Here is a 17,458-nt window from a genome sequence, read left to right as displayed (position 1 = left end):
AAAATTAAAAATAGAGAATTGAAGATATGAATACGAAGAATAAAATATTGACAGGGCTGTTTTCCGTGGTTGCATTGTTTTCATCTTGTAGCGATTTTCAGGAGATAAATGAAGATCCGAACCAGGTAGATGAAAGTAAGGTGAAGCCAGAATGGTTCCTGAACGCCTCGATCATCGGCGACCAGATGAATCCGGAGATCGCCGAACGTATGTTTATCCTGACTTGGAACCGGGCATCCCGTTTCAACCGGGGAAGCGGTTTCACGATCGGTACGGATAATAATGATTATATCACGCGTTACCTGAGTAATGACTATGCTGTGAAATGGTTGAACCAGGCGACTAAAGCCGTTCAATTGGGCGAGAAGAAAGTGGCCGATGGTGAAGCAGAACTCTATCCTTATTATAAGAATGTGATCCAGATGGCACGTATCTGGCGGGCGTATCTGAACTCAGAGGTCTCTGACGGGTTCGGTCCGATTCCGGCATTAGATGCTTTTTCCGGTGTACCGGGGGAGTATGACAGTGTGGAAGCGATCTATACCTTTATTCTAAAAGAACTGAAGGAAGCGGAGGCTGCGCTCGATCCGTCGATCGATATGTCTCCGATGTCGGCGGAAGATGCTTTCTATGCGGGAAATGTGAATATGTGGAAGAAATATGCCAATTCTTTGCGTATGCGCCTGGCAATGCGTATCGTGAATGCTAACCCGCAGCTGGCTGAAAGTGAGTTTGAAGATGCTGCCTCCAAAGGATATATATCTTCGCTCTCCGAACTTGCCGGTGTACAGGAAAAGGACGGATGGAGTGATTTGACCAGCGTCATGTCTCGTACCTGGAATGCACAGGCAATGTCTGTTACATTCAAAAATCTTGTGGTCGGTTTGGGAAACAGCGAATTCCCGCTGCCCGATTCGTTGAAGATGCATCTGAAGAACCCGCATACTTACATGGGGTTGTATCTGGATAAGCATTTTCCGTTGACGACAAACGATCCGTGCGCCGGATTCTATTTCGACGGCATTCCTCAATATGTCGATCCGCGTGCGCCGAAACTGTTTAGTGTAGTAGGATGGAACGATGGCGTGGTTTATTCCGATTATATCGGGGCGGCGAGCGAGGTGAAGCCGGTCTCCCTGTTTGATCCGAATGATAATACGAAGCCGGTGCTGACAATTGACCCTAAATATACTTGGGGGACATGGGTGGCAGGCGAATGGGATGTGAAAGGTAGTTTGGCTACCGAATTGACCGGAAAGAATTATAACTATCCGTCTATATCCAAGCAATACCGTATGAGTACTCAGAAACGTGTCTATTTCGGTCCTTGGGAAAGTTATTTCCTGCTGGCTGAAGCCGGTGTGCGCGGTTGGAATGTTCCGGGCTCTCCCAAATCGAACTACGAGAACGGAGTGACTGCCAGCTTCGAGTATCATGGATTGTTGAGTGAAGTAGGGGCTTATCTGTCTTCTACCGAGTATAACCGGATCGGGACATCTGTCAATTTCGACCATACGGCTGAGGCAAAGCCTTATATTGTAAACTATGTCGATCCGTACACGAAAGAGAATAAGACGATGACTTATACATATCCGAAGAACTCCATCTATCGTGGAGGTGCATACAATAATGATGCGATGACGAAGATTTTCACGCAGAAATATATAGCCCAGGTTCCCTGGTTGCCGGAAGAGGCCTGGAGCGATCATCGCCGTATCGGTTTGCCTTTCTTCGAGAACCAGGCTGTCGAAAAAGACTACAATCCGTTGAACCAGGTCCCGTTGACGGTTGCCACTTCAAAAGAATGCCGTCTGGAATTTTATCCGAAGCGTTACCGCTACCCGGCCAATATCCAGACGAACAACCTCGAAGGTTATAATAAAGCCCTTGAACTGCTGGGAGGACCGGATGTGGTGGGGACTGCCTTGTGGTGGAATCTGAAGTAGGAATATAAAAAGGTTGGCAGGAACGTTCTTCATCGAACACCTGCCAACCTTTTTTATTATGAATAAGGCAAACTGCTTATTGCATGCCTTCTGTTGTCACTTCTTTATTGATCTTTTTCACCAATCCCTGAAGTACGGCTCCCGGACCCAGTTCGATGAAGTGATCGGCACCGTCGGCAATCATGTTCTGAACGCTTTGTGTCCAACGGACCGGAGCTGTTAGCTGGGCAATCAGGTTCGCTTTGATTGTTTCGGGGCAGGTTTCACCTTTCGTACTTACGTTCTGGTAAACAGGACAAGACGGTTTGTGGATCGGAGTCGCTTCGATAGCGGCAGCCAATTCTGCACGGGCCGGTTCCATCAGAGGGGAGTGGAATGCACCGCCTACTTTTAGTTTCAGTGCACGTTTTGCACCGGCAGCCAGCATCTTTTCACATGTGGCATCGATACCCGGTACGGAGCCGGAGATGACGAGTTGTCCCGGACAGTTGTAGTTTGCACATACGACCACTTCGCCTTCGATGCTTGCGCAGATCTCTTCTACTTTCTCATCCGGCAATGCCAGAACGGCTGCCATGGTTGAAGGAGTGGCTTCGCAGGCTTTCTGCATCGCCATAGCACGTTTGGATACCAAGGTAAGTCCGTCTTCGAAAGATAAGGCTCCGGCTGCAACAAGCGCGGAGAATTCTCCTAAAGAGTGTCCGGCTGTCATATCCGGTTGGAACTGGTCACCTAATGTTTTTGCAAGAATGACTGAGTGTAAGAAAATGGCAGGCTGTGTTACTTTTGTCTGACGCAGATCTTCGTCTGTTCCGGCAAACATCAGGTCCGTGATGCGGAAACCGAGGATTTCGTTAGCCTTTTCAAACATCTCTTTTGCAAGGGGATTGTTTTCGTAAAGGTCTTTTCCCATTCCGACAAACTGTGCACCCTGACCGGGAAATACATACGCTTTCATTTTTTCTAATCTTTTTCTAATTTCAGTTTTTTAAGATGGCACAAAGGTAATAAATTTAGAATAATTGGGGTACTATTCATTACAAATTGTATCTTTGCCCCATCGATAACAGGAATATTAACGACTAATTTATACAATATCATGGATCAATTATTATTTCTTGGAAATTTAGGAACTGGCGAGATTATCATCATTGCCATTATTGTTTTGTTACTTTTCGGTGGTAAAAAAATACCTGAACTGATGAAAGGTATCGGTAAGGGTGTGAAAAACTTCAAAGACGGTGTAAAAGGATTAGAAGACGACATTAAGATAGACGATACCGATAAAAAGTAAAAGATGGCAGAATTAGAACAAGAAGAAATGTCCTTCTGGGACCACCTGGAGGCACTTCGTTGGACTCTGTTCCGTTCTTTTTTAGCGCTCTTTATCTTTGCGATAGGCAGTTTTGCCTTTATGCGCGGTAGTGATGGTATATTTGACCGCGTAGTATTGGCACCCTGTTATTCCGATTTTATCTTTTACAGATGGTTGTGCGATCTGAATCAATGGCTGGTCAATGTCAGTCCGTGGTTTGATGTCCTGCCGGATTTCTGTAATGATAATTTTCACGTGGATGTGTTTAATATCAGATTAGCATCTCAGTTCTTTACTCACATGACCACCTCGTTCTGGTTGGCACTTGTGCTTACTTTCCCTTATCTGATGTGGGAAATCTGGAAGTTCATCAGTCCGGCTTTGTATGAGAACGAGAAGAAAAATGTCAAATGGGTATTTCTTTTGGGAACAATCATGTTCTTTATCGGATGTGCTGTCGGATATTTTATGGTATTCCCGATGACGCTGCGCTTTTTGGCAACTTATCAGTTGAGTGCTAATATACAAGAACAGGTCTCTTTGGATTCGTATATGGATAATTTCCTGATGCTGATCTTTGTGATGGGAATCGTTTTTGAAATGCCGCTGGTGTCGTGGTTGTTGTCGAAGATCGGTTTGTTGAAACGTTCGTTCTTCCACAAATACAGACGGCATGCTATCGTAGGGTTGCTGGTTGCTGCTGCATTTATCACCCCGAGTAGTGATCCGTTCACATTGGGTATCGTATTCTTCCCGTTGTATGGATTGTTCGAATTGAGTGCGTTCTTTGTGAAGAATGATACGAATGAAGATACAGATGACGAGGATGAAAATAGTACGGAAATCGCACCGGCCTAAAACTACGGACATCGTAAAATAGTTATAGAAGAGACGTACAGTTTTCATTGTGCGTCTCTTTTTGTATCTTTGTCAAGACTAAAACAGTATGTAAACATGAGGCACATATCCTTATTGGCGGTCTCCTTGCTGGCTCTGGCAGCCTGCACGCCGGAAAAACAACAGGAGGCGGATGATTATACACAATATGTAAATCCTTTTATCGGGACGGATTTTACCGGTAATACTTATCCGGGAGCGCAGGTCCCTTTCGGAATGGTGCAGTTGAGTCCTGACAACGGGCTTCCCGGTTGGGATCGTATTTCCGGGTATTTCTATCCCGACACGACTATCGCTGGTTTCAGCCATACTCATTTGTCTGGGACTGGTGCGGGTGATTTGTACGATATTTCCTTCATGCCGGTGACGCGTCCGTATAAGGAAGCGCCTGCTCCTTTAGGCATCTATTCGACTTTTTCGCACAATGATGAGGCGGCTTCGGCTGGCTATTACCGTGTGTTGCTGAAAGATTATAATATTAATGTCGAATTGACCGCAACTGAACGTTGCGGTGTTCAACGTTATACGTTCCCCAAAGCAGAGGCGTCCGTATTTTTGAATCTCAAAAAGGCGATGAACTGGGATTTTACGCTGGATTCGCGCATAGAAGTGGTCGATTCGATGACGATCCGGGGATATCGCTTCTCTCAGGGCTGGTCTCCTTTACAGCATGTTTATTTTGAGACTCGTTTCTCAAAACCTTTCGTGGCTTGCCATATGGACACGACTTCCATCGTAACGAAAGATCGTGGCTGGATCGGTACGGCTTATATTGCCCGTTTCGATTTCAATACGGAGAAAGATGAGGAAATTTTGGTGACGACAGGTATATCCGGTGTCAGTATGGAAGGAGCAGGTAAGAATCTGCGTGCGGAGGCTCCGAAAGATGATTTCGATTATTATCAGATGCAGGCTGCCAAGACATGGAACAAGCAGCTTTCTAAAATAGAGGTGAAGAGTCCGGATACCGATGACCTGGTGAAGTTCTACACTGCCTTGTATCATTCCATGATTGCTCCGACTGTTTATAGTGATGTGGACGGTTCCTATTACGGCCCGGACCAGCAGATTCATAAAGCGGACGGGTGGACGAACTATTCCACTTTTTCATTATGGGATACCTATCGTGCTTCTCATCCTCTATTTACCTATACCGAACCGGAACGTGCAAACGATATGATCAAAGGATTCTTGAAATTCTATGAGCAGAATGGAGCTTTACCGTTATGGAATTTGTATGGTTGGGAAACTAATATGATGATCGGATATCATGCTGTTCCAGTCATTGTGGATGCGTATCTGAAAGGTATCGGCAATTTCGATCCGGAAAAAGCACTTGAGGCCTGTATCGCTACGGCTAATCGTGACGATTACAGGGGGATTGGCGATTACAAGAAGTTAGGATATGTCCCGGCTTACAGTGATCCGAAGAAATGGGAGAATTGGTCGTTATCCAAGACATTGGAATATGCCTATGATGATTATTGTATTGCAACAATGGCAGAGAAGATGGGTAAGAAAGATATTGCCGATGAATTCTATAAACGTGCTCAGAACTATCGGAATGTTTATAATCCGGCCACTTCTTTTATGCAGCCGCGTGACGAGAAGGGGAATTTCGCCGTAAACTTCAGTCCCGACGATTATACCGAAGATATTTGTGAGAGCAATGGCTGGCAATATTTCTGGTCTGTTCCTCAGGATCTGGATGGCCTGATCGGTCTGGTTGGAAGCAAGGAGCGTTTTGCAGAGAAATTGGATAGTATGTTTACTTATGTTCCGAAATCGGATGAGGAACTGCCGATTTTCAGCACCGGTATGATCGGGCAATATGCTCATGGCAACGAGCCGAGCCATCATGTGATTTATTTATATAATAAGGTAGGACAGCCTTGGAAGACGCAAAAATATGTGGCAGAGGTCCTGCATAACCTGTATTTGAATACTCCGGACGGAATCTGCGGGAATGAAGATTGTGGACAGATGTCAGCCTGGTTTGTGTTTAGTTCCATGGGCTTCTATCCGGTCGATCCGATCAGCGGCAAATATGAGATCGGAACCCCGATATTCCCGGAGGTGAAAATGCGTCTGGCAAATGGCAAGGTTTTTACGGTTCTGGCTCCGGCTGTAAGTCGTGAGAATATTTATATCCAGTCTGTGAAGTTGAACGGTCAGCCGTATGATAAGAGCTATATAACTCATGAACAGATTATGAATGGTGACACATTGAAATTTGAAATGGGGAACCAACCGGGACCGGTCTGGTATAAATAACCGTTCCCCTTGCAGGAAACGGCAGTTCCCCTTGCAGGAAACGGTAGTTCCCCTTGCAGGAAACGGTAGTTCCCCTTGCAGGAAACGGTAGTTCCCCTTGCAGGAAACGGTAGTTCCCCTTGCAGGAAACGGTAGTTCCCCTTGCAGGAAACGGTTTATGGATGGTAATCTGTTGTATTGGGATTGATAAATAACGATTAGTCCGATAAGCGGATGTTAGTACGGAGGAGCCGGCTGTTAAGCTGGCTCTCTTCGTATAACATGATTTATAGTAATAGGGTATGTGTACTCTTCTTGTATGATTTTACTCCCAACGTTTCTCTTCTTACATTTGAATATATACACAAAGAAACGAATGTTGCGGTCAGAATGCAATTGTTTCATACACGAATATGTCTCATTTTGTCATCAAGATGTGACAAAAAGTCCCGGAAATAGATAGTTTTCTCATTTTAAAGTAGAAGCAATCAGGTGTAATGTATATAAAAAGGAGAGCAAAAGAAGGTTTCTTTGCAAAAAAGTTATTACTTTGCAACTGATTTAGACTACTAACATTAAAAAGATAACGAACTGATACCATGATTTGGAACGAAACTATCGAATGTATGAACCGCGAGGAAATGCGGAAATTACAGAGTATCCGCTTAAGGCGGGTTGTTGAACATGCTTATCATAATTCTCCTTTCTATCGTAAAAAAATGCAGGAAATGGGGATTACCCCGGAAGACATCCATTCTATTGATGATATAGTGAAGCTCCCGTTTACCGTCAAACAGGACTTGCGGGATAATTATCCTTTCGGACTGATGGCTGTGCCGATGTCTGAAATTGTCCGATTGCACGCCTCTTCCGGAACGACGGGAAAGCCTATTGTTGTTGGCTATACCCGGAAAGACTTGTCTATCTGGGCTGAAGTTGTGGCGCGATGTCTGACTGCTTATGGTTTGACAAAGAATGATTCCGTACAGGTTTCATATGGTTACGGTCTGTTTACAGGAGGTTTGGGAGCACATGCCGGAGTTGAGAATATCGGTGGAACGGTAATCCCGATGAGTAGTGGTAATACGCAGAAGCAGATTCAGTTGATGCATGATTTCGGAGCTAAGGGATTGGCTTGTACTCCTTCGTATGCGTTATATCTGGCAGAAACGATTCATTCGTCCGGCATTCCGTTGGAAGAATTCAAATTGCGTGTCGGTGCTTTCGGTGCTGAACCTTGGACGGAAAATATGCGTAAAGAGTTGGAAAGCAAGTTGAATATCAAAGCATACGATATCTATGGGCTGACAGAAATTTGCGGTCCGGGGGTCGGAGGAGAGTGCGAATGCCAGAACGGTACGCATCTGTGGGAAGATCATTTTTTTCCTGAAATTGTCGATCCGGTTACTTTGGAACCGGTGGAACCCGGACAGCATGGAGAGCTGGTTTTTACGACATTGACAAAAGAGGGGATGCCTATGATCCGCTACCGTACGCGTGACCTGACGCATTTGATCTATGATAAATGCGAATGTGGACGTACGGCTGTTCGTATGGGACGTATTCTCGGGCGTAGTGACGATATGTTGATTATCCGGGGTGTGAACGTATTCCCGTCGCAGGTGGAATCGGTTATTCTTGAGATGCCGGAATTCGAACCGCATTATCTGATTGTGGTTGACCGTGTGAACAATACGGACACATTCCAGATTCAAGTGGAAGTGCGTCAGGAGTTTTATTCAGACGAAATGAACAAGATGATCGCTTTGAAGAAGAAAATCGCAAACCGTATGCAAAGCGTAATCGGTTTGCAACCCGATATAAAGATTGTCGAGCCACGCAGCATCGAGCGGAGTATGGGTAAAGCCAAACATGTGATCGATAATCGCAGACTGGAATAGGAGAGAATTATGATTTATGATTTATCAGTAGTTCATAAATCATAAATCATAAATCAGAATTTATAAATTATAAATCACAAATCAAATTTCATCCCCATGTTAATTAAACAGTTATCTATCTTTCTGGAGAATAAGAAAGGCCGTTTTACGGAAGTTGCAAAAATATTAGGTGAAGCCGGCGTAAATATGTCCGCTTTCACGGTAGCTGAAAATTCAGACTTCGGTATCTTGCGTTTGATTGTGTCGGATACGGATACTGCTATCAAGGTCTTGCGCGATCGTCTGTATGCTGTGAGTGTGGCCGATGTTGTTTGTCTGCATTGTCCCAATCAGCCGGGAGCATTGGCTAAAGCTATGGATATCATTACTTCAGCTGGGATATTTATTGAATATATGTATGCTTTTTCTCAGGGTGAGGCGGCCAATGTGATCATTCGTCCCGATAATGTGGAGAAGTGTGCGGAGGTTCTGAAAGCCAATAAACTGGAGCTTATTGCGGCCAGTGACTTATATAAGTTGTAAATATTAACGTTAAGCGCTTCGTTTATTTGTCGGAAAACTTTAACTTTGCGCGCTAAAAGTATGTGAATGAAAAAGGTTGTATTTTTATTGATGATGATTACAGTTCTGTTGTCTTCCTGCGGGGAGTATAACAAGATACTGAAAAGTACAGACTACGAGCTGAAATATTCGTATGCAAAGAAATATTTCAATGCAAAGCAATATTCGAAGTCTGCCACTTTGCTGGATGAACTGGTGCCTGTACTCAAAGGTTCCGCTCAAGCTGAAGAATCTTTGTATCTGTTGGCGCAAAGCTATTACGGCCAAAAAGACTATCAGACTGCTTCGCAATACTTTAATACCTATTATACGACTTATCCGAAAGGCGAGTATACCGAGTTGGCCCGTTATTATTCGGGTTATGGATTGTATTTGGATTCACCGGATCCCCGCTTGGATCAGGCACAAACGTATGAAGCTATTAACCAGTTGCAATTGTACTTGGAGTATTATCCGCAAAGCGAACGGGCTAAAGAAGCTCAGAACATTATGTTCGAATTGCAGGAAAAGCTCGCTTATAAAGAACTGTTAGCAGTCCGGTTGTATTTCAACCTGGGTACCTATATGGGAAACAACTATCTTTCATGTGTGATTACCGCGCAAAATGCACTTAAGAATTATCCGTATTCAAAATACAGAGAAGAGTTCATGTTCTATACCATTCGTGCCAAATATGAATTGGCTGTAGTGAGTGTGGAAGAAAAGTTGCAGGGACGTTACCGCGAAGTCGTGGATGAATACTACAACTACATGAATGAGTATCCCGAAGGCAAGTATGTAAAACAAGTTCAGAAATTCTACGACTATGCCAGCAAGCGAATAACAGATACGTATTAACGAAACAACTAATCAATAAAGTAAGTATGGATTACAGAAAGACTAACGCTCCGTCGAATACAGTTACCCGCGACATGATGAAGCTGTCGGCAGACACGGATAATGTGTATGAAACTGTTGCAATCATTGGTAAACGTGCTAATCAGATTTCTGTTGAGATGAAACAGGATCTGGAAAAAAAACTCCAGGAATTTGCTTCCTATAATGATAATTTGGAAGAAGTTTTTGAAAACAGAGAACAGATTGAGATTTCACGTTACTATGAAAAACTCCCGAAACCGACCTTGATCGCAGCTAAGGAGTATGAAGATGGTAAGGTATATTATAAGAACCCTGCAAAAGAAAAGAATAACCTTTAATGAATTGACAATTGATAATTGATAATTGACGGTTGGTGAGCATCATCTAATAATTGTCAATTGTCAATTAATTGTCAATTGTTTTATTATGTTACAGAGAATACAAACGGTTTATTTGCTTATTATAGTGGCATTGACGATTGCCATTCTGTTTTTACCGCTTGCTGTGTTGCAGTCGGGTGACCAGTTGTTTACTTTTGATGCAACCGGTATCAGTACGATGGCTGCTCAGCCGGAACTTATTTATCCCACATGGGGACTGTTTGCTTTGGCAATCGTGATCTCTTTGCTGGCTCTTTTGACTATCTTCCTGTTTAAGAAAAGAATCCTTCAAATACGCCTCTGCATATTTAATGCGATTTTAATGTTAGGCTTTTACGGCCTTTTTGCATTTTTTTACTGGAATCTGGGTAATCAAAAGGAGATATTCTCATTAAGCCTGAAGATCGCCTTTTCTTTTCCGCTGGTCAGTCTGATTCTGGATTATCTGGCTATACGCAATATCGGGGCGGATGAAGCGCTGGTGCGTTCTTTGGATCGTCTGAGATAATTATTTCGGATTATATAAAAAGAAGAGGATGTCTCATCACTGGGACATCCTCCTTTTTTTGGCCTAAATCTGATAGCCTAAAGACTATATTACTCTATTAGCATTGATAAATCCTTACTACTTCTGATGCAAAACTAATCATTTAGTTGAGCTTCACTTTATTTATGGGAAGAAAGGCGGCGTTTTTGTTTTGGGAGGAGCCTGCTACCCATTCTTAGCTTGTCTTTGTTGCAAAGTTATATGTAAGCCTTGATTTTTATGTTTGATATTGTCTAAGATTGTTCAAGAATCATCTTTTTTATTATATTTGCTACATGAAAAAGCTGCTTGCCATATTATTTAGCCTATTCTTATGTATATTTTCTACACAAGCAGAATCTCCTAATTATTATTTTAAACAAATATCCTTGAAAGACGGTCTTTCGCAGTCGACGGTCAATTGTGTGTTGAGCGACCATCAGGGAGTCATTTGGATAGGGACGAGTTTCGGGTTAAACCGTTTCGACCGAGAGAGGATCATGTCTTATAATAACGATAAGGATAATCTTTTTTCTATTCCTGGAAACGATATTATTTTCTTAACGGAAGACATTCAGCATAATATCTGGATCGGAACCGATAGAGGACTGGCCCGGTATGACCGCAGTAAAGACAGGTTTATGCGTATCACATTTGCCGGTTTGCCTTTGCATGTGCACAGTTCGGTTGTGACGGATAATGGAGTCCTGTTCTTTGGGACGGGAACAGCTTTCAGGTATTCTTATGTTGATAATCGGATTACGTTTTTACCTGTGAATGGACCGGAAAGAGTTACCTCTGCCTTCACGCATGCCTACATATATGATAAGCAAAAGCAGATCGTACTGCTTGTCTGCCGGCGTAACGGACTGTGGTGGTACCATCTTGCAACGGGCAAGTTGGAGCGGATTTCTTTTATTCCTGCAAAAGAAATTACGAGCGTATGCTTGGATTCTTCAGGAAATATTTGGCTTTCGGTATATGCGGACGGCGTGTATGGATATACCAGTGCGGGAGATGAGTTCTGCCATTTGAATACGGGGAACCTGCTGAGTAATGATGTCGTCCTGGATATTAAGGAGATAGATGGTAAATTGTGGCTGGCGACAGATGGAGGAGGACTGAATGTATATGATCCCGATACACAGGAAATACGTGTGATCTCGCATATCCCCGGAAATAATAACTCGCTGCCGGTCAATTCGTTCGGTTGCCTTTACAATGATCAGGAAAAGAATATATGGGCCGGTAGTATCCGGGGGGGACTGATCGGTTTGAAAAGAACTTATTTTTATACCTATGGTGATGCGCAATTGAATTCAACCAGTGGTTTGAGTTATAAGACTGTGACGAGCCTGTATGAGGATCGGGATCATATTTTGTGGTTGGGGACCGACGGTGACGGTATCAACCGGTTTGATCCGCGGACCAGTCAGTTCCGGCATTATCCTGCGACATTCGATAAAAAGGTGGTTTCGATCGTTGAATATGATGAAGACGAGCTATTGCTTTCGATATTTAGCCAGGGATTATATCGGTTTCATAAGAAGACCGGAGAACTTCAGGAATATATAGTTGCTGATGCCGAAAAATCCCGTCGCCTGTTCCGTCTTGGATTGGCTGTACATTTGGGCCGCCTGGATGATGCAAGTTTTTATATTTATTCCGATAGTGTTTATTTGTATAACCAACAGACAGGGCATTTGGATGCAATAAGGTGTAAGGAGGAAGGAGTGGTACTATCTGCTCTTATGGAGGTGTCCGGAGGCGAGCCGGATACATATTTGCGCAGTTTGTCCAATCTGTTGGTGCTGGACCACAAAGACCGCTCCATAGGTGTCTTTTATACTCCACCCGATTCTATCGGGACGATTGGCGCAGCGTGTCGGGATAAGGCCGGTTGTTTCTGGTTGGGGACATCCTCCGGCCTATACCGGTATGATCCGGTAACAAAACGGACTTCGACTATCGAAGAGAACCGCTTTGCAGGTACGAGTTCGTTAGGTTTTGACAGGCAGGGAAGGCTTTGGATCGGAACTCATAACGGGCTATATGCTTATATTCCGGAAGAAGGAAAAACCGTTGTTTTTGGAGAGTCGGACGGCGTTTATGCCAACGAATATTTGTTCAAACCTCCTTTGTTGACTGCTTCTGGCGATCTGTATATGGCCGGAGTGAACGGGTTGGTCTATATACGTAATAGTGTGCCTTTTCCGGAGGAAGCAGATCCTTCGATCAACTTACTGGATGTGGAACTCGATGGTATTTCTGTCGGTTCCGATGTGATAAGAGATAACAACCAGTTGTCGATCCCCTGGGATTATACATCCTTGAATGCCCGAATTATTGTGAAGGAAAAAGATTTGATGCGGAAGAAACTGTTTCGTTATTATATAAAAGGTAGCCTGAATGAAATGATCGAACGGTCCAGCCACACGATTTCTTTCCATGCCCTTTCTGTCGGTGAATACCATATTTGGGTGTCCTGCAATAAAAGGAATGGCGACTGGAGTACTCCGGTTCAGCTTCTGGCGATTACGGTTACGCCTCCTTGGTGGAAAACGACCGGATTCCTGATCTTGTTGATCCTGCTGATCCTGTTCGGCTCTGTACTGACAGCCTGGTTGGTGGTATTGAAAAAGGAACGTAAAATGGTTTGGGCGATTAAGGAACATGAACGGAAGACGTATGAAGACCAGGTGCGCTTCCTGATCAATATCAGCCATGAACTTCGTACGCCTCTCACCCTGATATACGCCCCATTGAAACGGTTGCTTGCGTCGGGAGAGGTGAAAGATGACAAATTGTTGCATTTATTGACCGGTATTTTCAGACAGACACGTCGGATCAAAGATAATATTAATATGGTGTTGGATGTCCGTAAGATGGAGGTTGGAGGCGAATCGTTGAGCCTGACCAGGCAGCCAGTCAACGACTGGTTGCAGGAAATCTCCAGTGACTTTGACCTTGAATTCCAGGTCCGGAATATCCAGTTGGTATATGATTTCGACGAATCGCTTGGAGAAGTGCCTTTCGACGCCTCCAAGTGTGAGATCGTATTGTCCAACCTGTTGATGAATGCCCTGAAGTTCAGCAAACCGAATACAGTCGTTGTCCTGTCTACGCGCCGTAAACCTGATTATGTCCGCATATCTCTTTCGGATGAAGGTATCGGGTTGGACCATGTGGAGATCGATCGTCTGTTCACCCGTTTCTATCAAGGTGACCATGACCGGAAAGGGAGCGGTATCGGATTGTCGTATGCTCGTATGCTAGTTGAAATGCACGGAGGAAATATCGGTGCGCAGGCAAATGAAGGACGTGGGGCGACCTTCTTTTTTGAACTGCCCCTGGAGAATACATCCGTGTCTATAGAGGCAAGGCCCTATATGTCCCAATTGCTACAGACATCCGATGTCGAGATACCCGGTGCCGATGACTATCCGGTTGCCGGATATACAGTTATGATCGTAGAAGATGAACCGGAACTGCGTAACTACCTGAAAGATGAATTGAGTGGGTCTTTCAAGGAAGTTTACGTTGCGGAAGATGGTCGGCAGGCGCTTGAAATGATTCAGGCGAAACTTCCCGACTTGGTAGTCAGTGACGTGATGATGCCTTATATGAACGGTTTCGAATTGTGCCGCCGTATAAAGAGCGATGTGGGGATCAGCCATATTCCGGTTATCCTGTTGACGGCGCGTACCGATAATGAGAGTACCGTACAGGGATATAAGTTAGGAGCCGATATGTATGTCCCGAAACCGTTCGACCTTGGTTTCCTGCTTGCAGTCCTGCGCAACCAGCTTAAGAGCCGTGAGATCATCCGGAATCGTTATAAAGAAGCAGAACAGATCGTTTCGCCTAAAACCGATACGATCAGCAATGCCGATGAACAGTTCATACGCAGACTGAATGAACTGATCAGCAGCAATCTGACCAATCCTGACCTGGATGTGCAGTTTGTCGCTGCACAGATGGCCATGAGTCGCGCTTCGCTTTACAATAAATTGAAATTGCTTGCCGGCATTAGCATAGGCGATTATATCAACAAGTTCAGAATGGCCGAGGCCGTTCGCCTTCTTGCCGACAAGGATCTAAGTATACAGGAAGTATCGGAGAAGACAGGTTTCTCCCATCAACGCTATTTCAGTACAGTCTTTAAACAAATATATGGAGTGACACCCTCACAATACAGACAGGACTTATGATTTAAAATCCCGGAATCATATACGTGATTTTGGCCGAGATCACCTGTGAAGACGATTTGGAAAAATAATCTTCTTTACGGCTGTTGAAGATGTCGCTAAGGGCATAGTAGTAACGGCCTTCCAACAGGAAAGAGCCGATTCCCGTACGAAGTTCGATACCTGGACCACCGCATAATCCCCAGTCGAATTTCTTTTCGACCGGCATATTGTGCTGTTCGTTTTCGGTGTTCGGCTTGGCTCCGTTCAGATTTTCGTCTGTCTTCTCGCCAAAAGCATATCCTATTTTGGGACCCAGGTTGACGAATACCCTGAAACGTTTACTGCCGAAATAGATATGCGTCAGAATCGGAAGTTCAAAGTAGTTGATCGTCCGGCTGTATTTATACTGTGGCTGGTCTTCGAACTTTTCATCCCATCCATGTTGGATGAAATTCAGTTCGGCCTGCAATCCGAGATTCTTTTCTGTGATCCACCGGAGTGTAAGGCCTCCCGTATAGCCCAATTTCATTTTCTGCTGCACTTTTGTCTGGGCAAAACTGACTTTGGAAAAGGTTGTACCGAAAGAAGCTCCCAAAGATAATTCCCGTTTGAACTTATTCTGAGCCTGGATGCCGTTCAAGGCGACAAGGCCTATAATAGCTGTTGCAATAACTTTCTTGATCATCTTACTTCATTTCGTGTTACATTGAAATCACTCTGATAATGAACAATAAAGATGTTCGTGTTGATGAAGCCTCCCCAGTTATTCACACGATGGAAATCGAATCCGGTCTGTACACCCTGGTAATGAATCTTATCCAGATTATTTTCGAAGTTGGAACCGTATTTGTTGATTGCTCCGATGAAAAACATACCGGTGTCGAATCCTAAAATACCATATTTAGGGAATATATTGATCAGGTTCTTACTATACCAGTTTTTATATTTGGTATAGAAATCAGCCACCTCTTTCGACAGGTTGTCTGCGTAGAAGTTACTGTATATATACGTGTTCAGGGCATAGAAATCTTCCAAACAGTCACGTGTGTACGTCTGCCATTCGGGATAGCCGAACAAGGTCAGTCCGCATTCGGGCTTTGTCTCCGCCAGCATGCGTAACGGAGACTTGATCTTGTTTAGAGCCTCCAATGTACCCGAAGTCGGTACGACTACATTCCGTTTGTCCGTTCTGAGGAGCGTGTCGACATCGGCAGTCAGGGTTTCGGCATTATAATTGATTTCGGTAAATGGGATCTGTCGTTGTTTCATCTCGGCTTTGAATGCTTTGATAAATTCGGTTTTATCCTTGCCGTCTCTGATGTTCAGCAGGATTATATTGTCTTCGGCAAATAGGTCGCATCCGCCTTGAGCCGCTTTGGCATACAGATAGGAGTGGGGCGTATTTACCTGGTAAACATACGCGTTCGACAACACATCGTCGTTCTTCGATGTAAAAGGAATCACATATTTGATGTTGTTCTTCTGGGCAAATTCCGCAACCGGACCGATCTGGTCGTTTTGTACGGCTCCGATGATGAGGTTTGCATTCTTCAAGGCGTCCTCTTTCAGGATCTCTTTCAGTTTCTTCGTTCCGTTTCCCGTATCATAAACCGACAGATCGACAGAACAGCCTGTGTTTTTAAGACTGTCCACCGCCAGCAAGAAACCTTCGTAATATTCGATGAAGCGTTGTGTCTCCGTAGACGGGGTAGCTTCATTCGTCATAAACGGCAGTAACAAGGCTACTTTAACGCTGTTGACGCGCTCGATGCTTTTGGGCTCCGAGAGTAAAGCATTGACATCTCTTTCCGAAAGCATAGCGGTTGCTGGTTCGGTCGTCACATTCTCTTCAGCTTGTACGGGTATCTTAATGACCATACCGGCTTTCACCCCTTCTTTCAATTTCGGGTTAAGCTTGATCAGCTCGTAGCTGGAAATATTGAATTTCCGGCAGATCCGGTACATGGTTTCCTTTTTCTGGACGGTATATTCAATTTCTTTGGTAATGGTCTTGAGCTCCGTTGTCGGCAAATCTTCTACTTGCGTCGCCGGAATACGGATTGTCTTGCCGATCGTAAAAGTGGAAGTAGACAATCCGGGGTTCGCTTTTACGATAGCGGTAGCGGGAACTGTGTACCGGATGGATAATGAATACAGGGTTTCTTTGGGCTGTATGGTATGGAAAATATAATTTCCATCCTGCTTCTTAGCAGTACCTCCAACCATGTCGCGTTGCGGGATTTTAAGGGTGGCGCCTGCTTTGATCCCCTCTTTGCTATCTGGATTCAGCCGGTAAATATCATCAGGCGTAACCCCGTACATGGTAGCGATTGCGTAAACTGTTTGTCCTCTTTCTATCGTATGAAAAAACACATTATTGTCTTGTCCGCTTGTAATAACCACTTGTGATCGGTTGTTTTGTGCATGGATAGATACACCAGCCAGACTCAGAAAGAGCATCAGTACATATATGTTAATCTTATTCATTTGCTGATTTGGATTATTTAGGGGCAAAGATAACAACAAAAAACGAGAGTAATAATAGATAAGAGCAAATTCAACTCTCACTTATCGTCATAATGACCATAAGCAGATAGCACGAGAACAAGTTTTACAAAAATAGAATATTTA

13 protein-coding genes are annotated in these 17,458 nt (G+C 44.2%); 10 read left to right on the top strand and 3 right to left on the bottom strand.

Annotation, left to right across the window (positions count from 1 at the left end; translation table 11 throughout):
- The first annotated feature begins 26 nt into the window (after positions 1-26).
- Positions 27-1,946 carry a SusD/RagB family nutrient-binding outer membrane lipoprotein gene (locus tag NQ564_RS07550; protein WP_008149216.1) on the top strand — a complete coding sequence of 640 codons (1,920 nt, stop codon included), beginning with the start codon at positions 27-29 and terminating at the stop codon, positions 1,944-1,946.
- Between the two features lie 76 nt (positions 1,947-2,022).
- On the opposite strand, the gene fabD is transcribed toward NQ564_RS07550, so the two are convergent.
- Positions 2,023-2,904: an ACP S-malonyltransferase gene (fabD, locus tag NQ564_RS07545; protein ID WP_008149218.1), complete on the bottom strand. Its 882-nt coding sequence runs from the start codon at positions 2,902-2,904 to the stop codon at positions 2,023-2,025.
- Positions 2,905-3,045: 141 nt separating this feature from the next.
- Here fabD and NQ564_RS07540 point away from each other — a divergent pair, with 141 nt between their 5' ends.
- The 9 genes from NQ564_RS07540 (at position 3,046) to NQ564_RS07500 (ending at position 14,848) form a co-directional block, all read left to right on the top strand.
- Positions 3,046-3,240: a Sec-independent protein translocase subunit TatA/TatB gene (locus tag NQ564_RS07540; RefSeq protein ID WP_005639296.1), complete on the top strand. Its 195-nt coding sequence runs from the start codon at positions 3,046-3,048 to the stop codon at positions 3,238-3,240.
- Between the two features lie 3 nt (positions 3,241-3,243).
- The gene (gene tatC, locus NQ564_RS07535; protein ID WP_129649982.1) at positions 3,244-4,119 is read left to right on the top strand and encodes a twin-arginine translocase subunit TatC; all 876 of its coding nucleotides are present in this window, start codon (positions 3,244-3,246) and stop codon (positions 4,117-4,119) included.
- A 96-nt stretch (positions 4,120-4,215) separates the two neighbouring features.
- Positions 4,216-6,432, top strand: coding sequence for a GH92 family glycosyl hydrolase (locus NQ564_RS07530; RefSeq protein WP_008149228.1), 2,217 nt, complete (start codon positions 4,216-4,218; stop codon positions 6,430-6,432).
- A 578-nt stretch (positions 6,433-7,010) separates the two neighbouring features.
- Positions 7,011-8,312: a phenylacetate--CoA ligase family protein gene (locus NQ564_RS07525; RefSeq protein ID WP_008157321.1), complete on the top strand. Its 1,302-nt coding sequence runs from the start codon at positions 7,011-7,013 to the stop codon at positions 8,310-8,312.
- Positions 8,313-8,408: 96 nt separating this feature from the next.
- On the top strand, positions 8,409-8,834 hold the full coding sequence (locus NQ564_RS07520) for a hypothetical protein (RefSeq protein ID WP_005639303.1): 426 nt from the start codon (positions 8,409-8,411) through the stop codon (positions 8,832-8,834).
- Between the two features lie 66 nt (positions 8,835-8,900).
- Positions 8,901-9,710, top strand: coding sequence for an outer membrane protein assembly factor BamD (locus NQ564_RS07515; RefSeq protein WP_008149233.1), 810 nt, complete (start codon positions 8,901-8,903; stop codon positions 9,708-9,710).
- Between the two features lie 26 nt (positions 9,711-9,736).
- The gene (locus tag NQ564_RS07510; protein WP_008149234.1) at positions 9,737-10,069 is read left to right on the top strand and encodes a DNA-directed RNA polymerase subunit omega; all 333 of its coding nucleotides are present in this window, start codon (positions 9,737-9,739) and stop codon (positions 10,067-10,069) included.
- Positions 10,070-10,157: 88 nt separating this feature from the next.
- Positions 10,158-10,619: a DUF4293 domain-containing protein gene (locus NQ564_RS07505; protein ID WP_008149236.1), complete on the top strand. Its 462-nt coding sequence runs from the start codon at positions 10,158-10,160 to the stop codon at positions 10,617-10,619.
- Positions 10,620-11,026: 407 nt separating this feature from the next.
- Positions 11,027-14,848, top strand: a complete 3,822-nt coding sequence (locus NQ564_RS07500; protein ID WP_227963240.1) for a hybrid sensor histidine kinase/response regulator transcription factor — start codon at positions 11,027-11,029, stop codon at positions 14,846-14,848.
- Between the two features lies 1 nt (position 14,849).
- Here NQ564_RS07500 and NQ564_RS07495 read toward each other — a convergent pair whose 3' ends face one another.
- Both NQ564_RS07495 and NQ564_RS07490 read right to left on the bottom strand, forming a co-directional pair.
- Positions 14,850-15,512 (bottom strand): porin family protein, encoded by a 663-nt coding sequence (locus tag NQ564_RS07495; protein ID WP_008157328.1) that lies wholly within the window; start codon positions 15,510-15,512, stop codon positions 14,850-14,852.
- On the bottom strand, positions 15,509-17,314 hold the full coding sequence (locus NQ564_RS07490; protein WP_008149240.1) for a PBP1 and LysM peptidoglycan-binding domain-containing protein: 1,806 nt from the start codon (positions 17,312-17,314) through the stop codon (positions 15,509-15,511). The genes NQ564_RS07495 and NQ564_RS07490 overlap by 4 nt, the downstream gene beginning before the upstream one ends.
- Positions 17,315-17,458: the final 144 nt, after the last annotated feature.

It is taken from the genome of Parabacteroides johnsonii DSM 18315 (assembly GCF_025151045.1).
Lineage (GTDB): Bacteria > Bacteroidota > Bacteroidia > Bacteroidales > Tannerellaceae > Parabacteroides > Parabacteroides johnsonii.
This window is presented reverse-complemented; position numbering and strand designations above follow the sequence as displayed.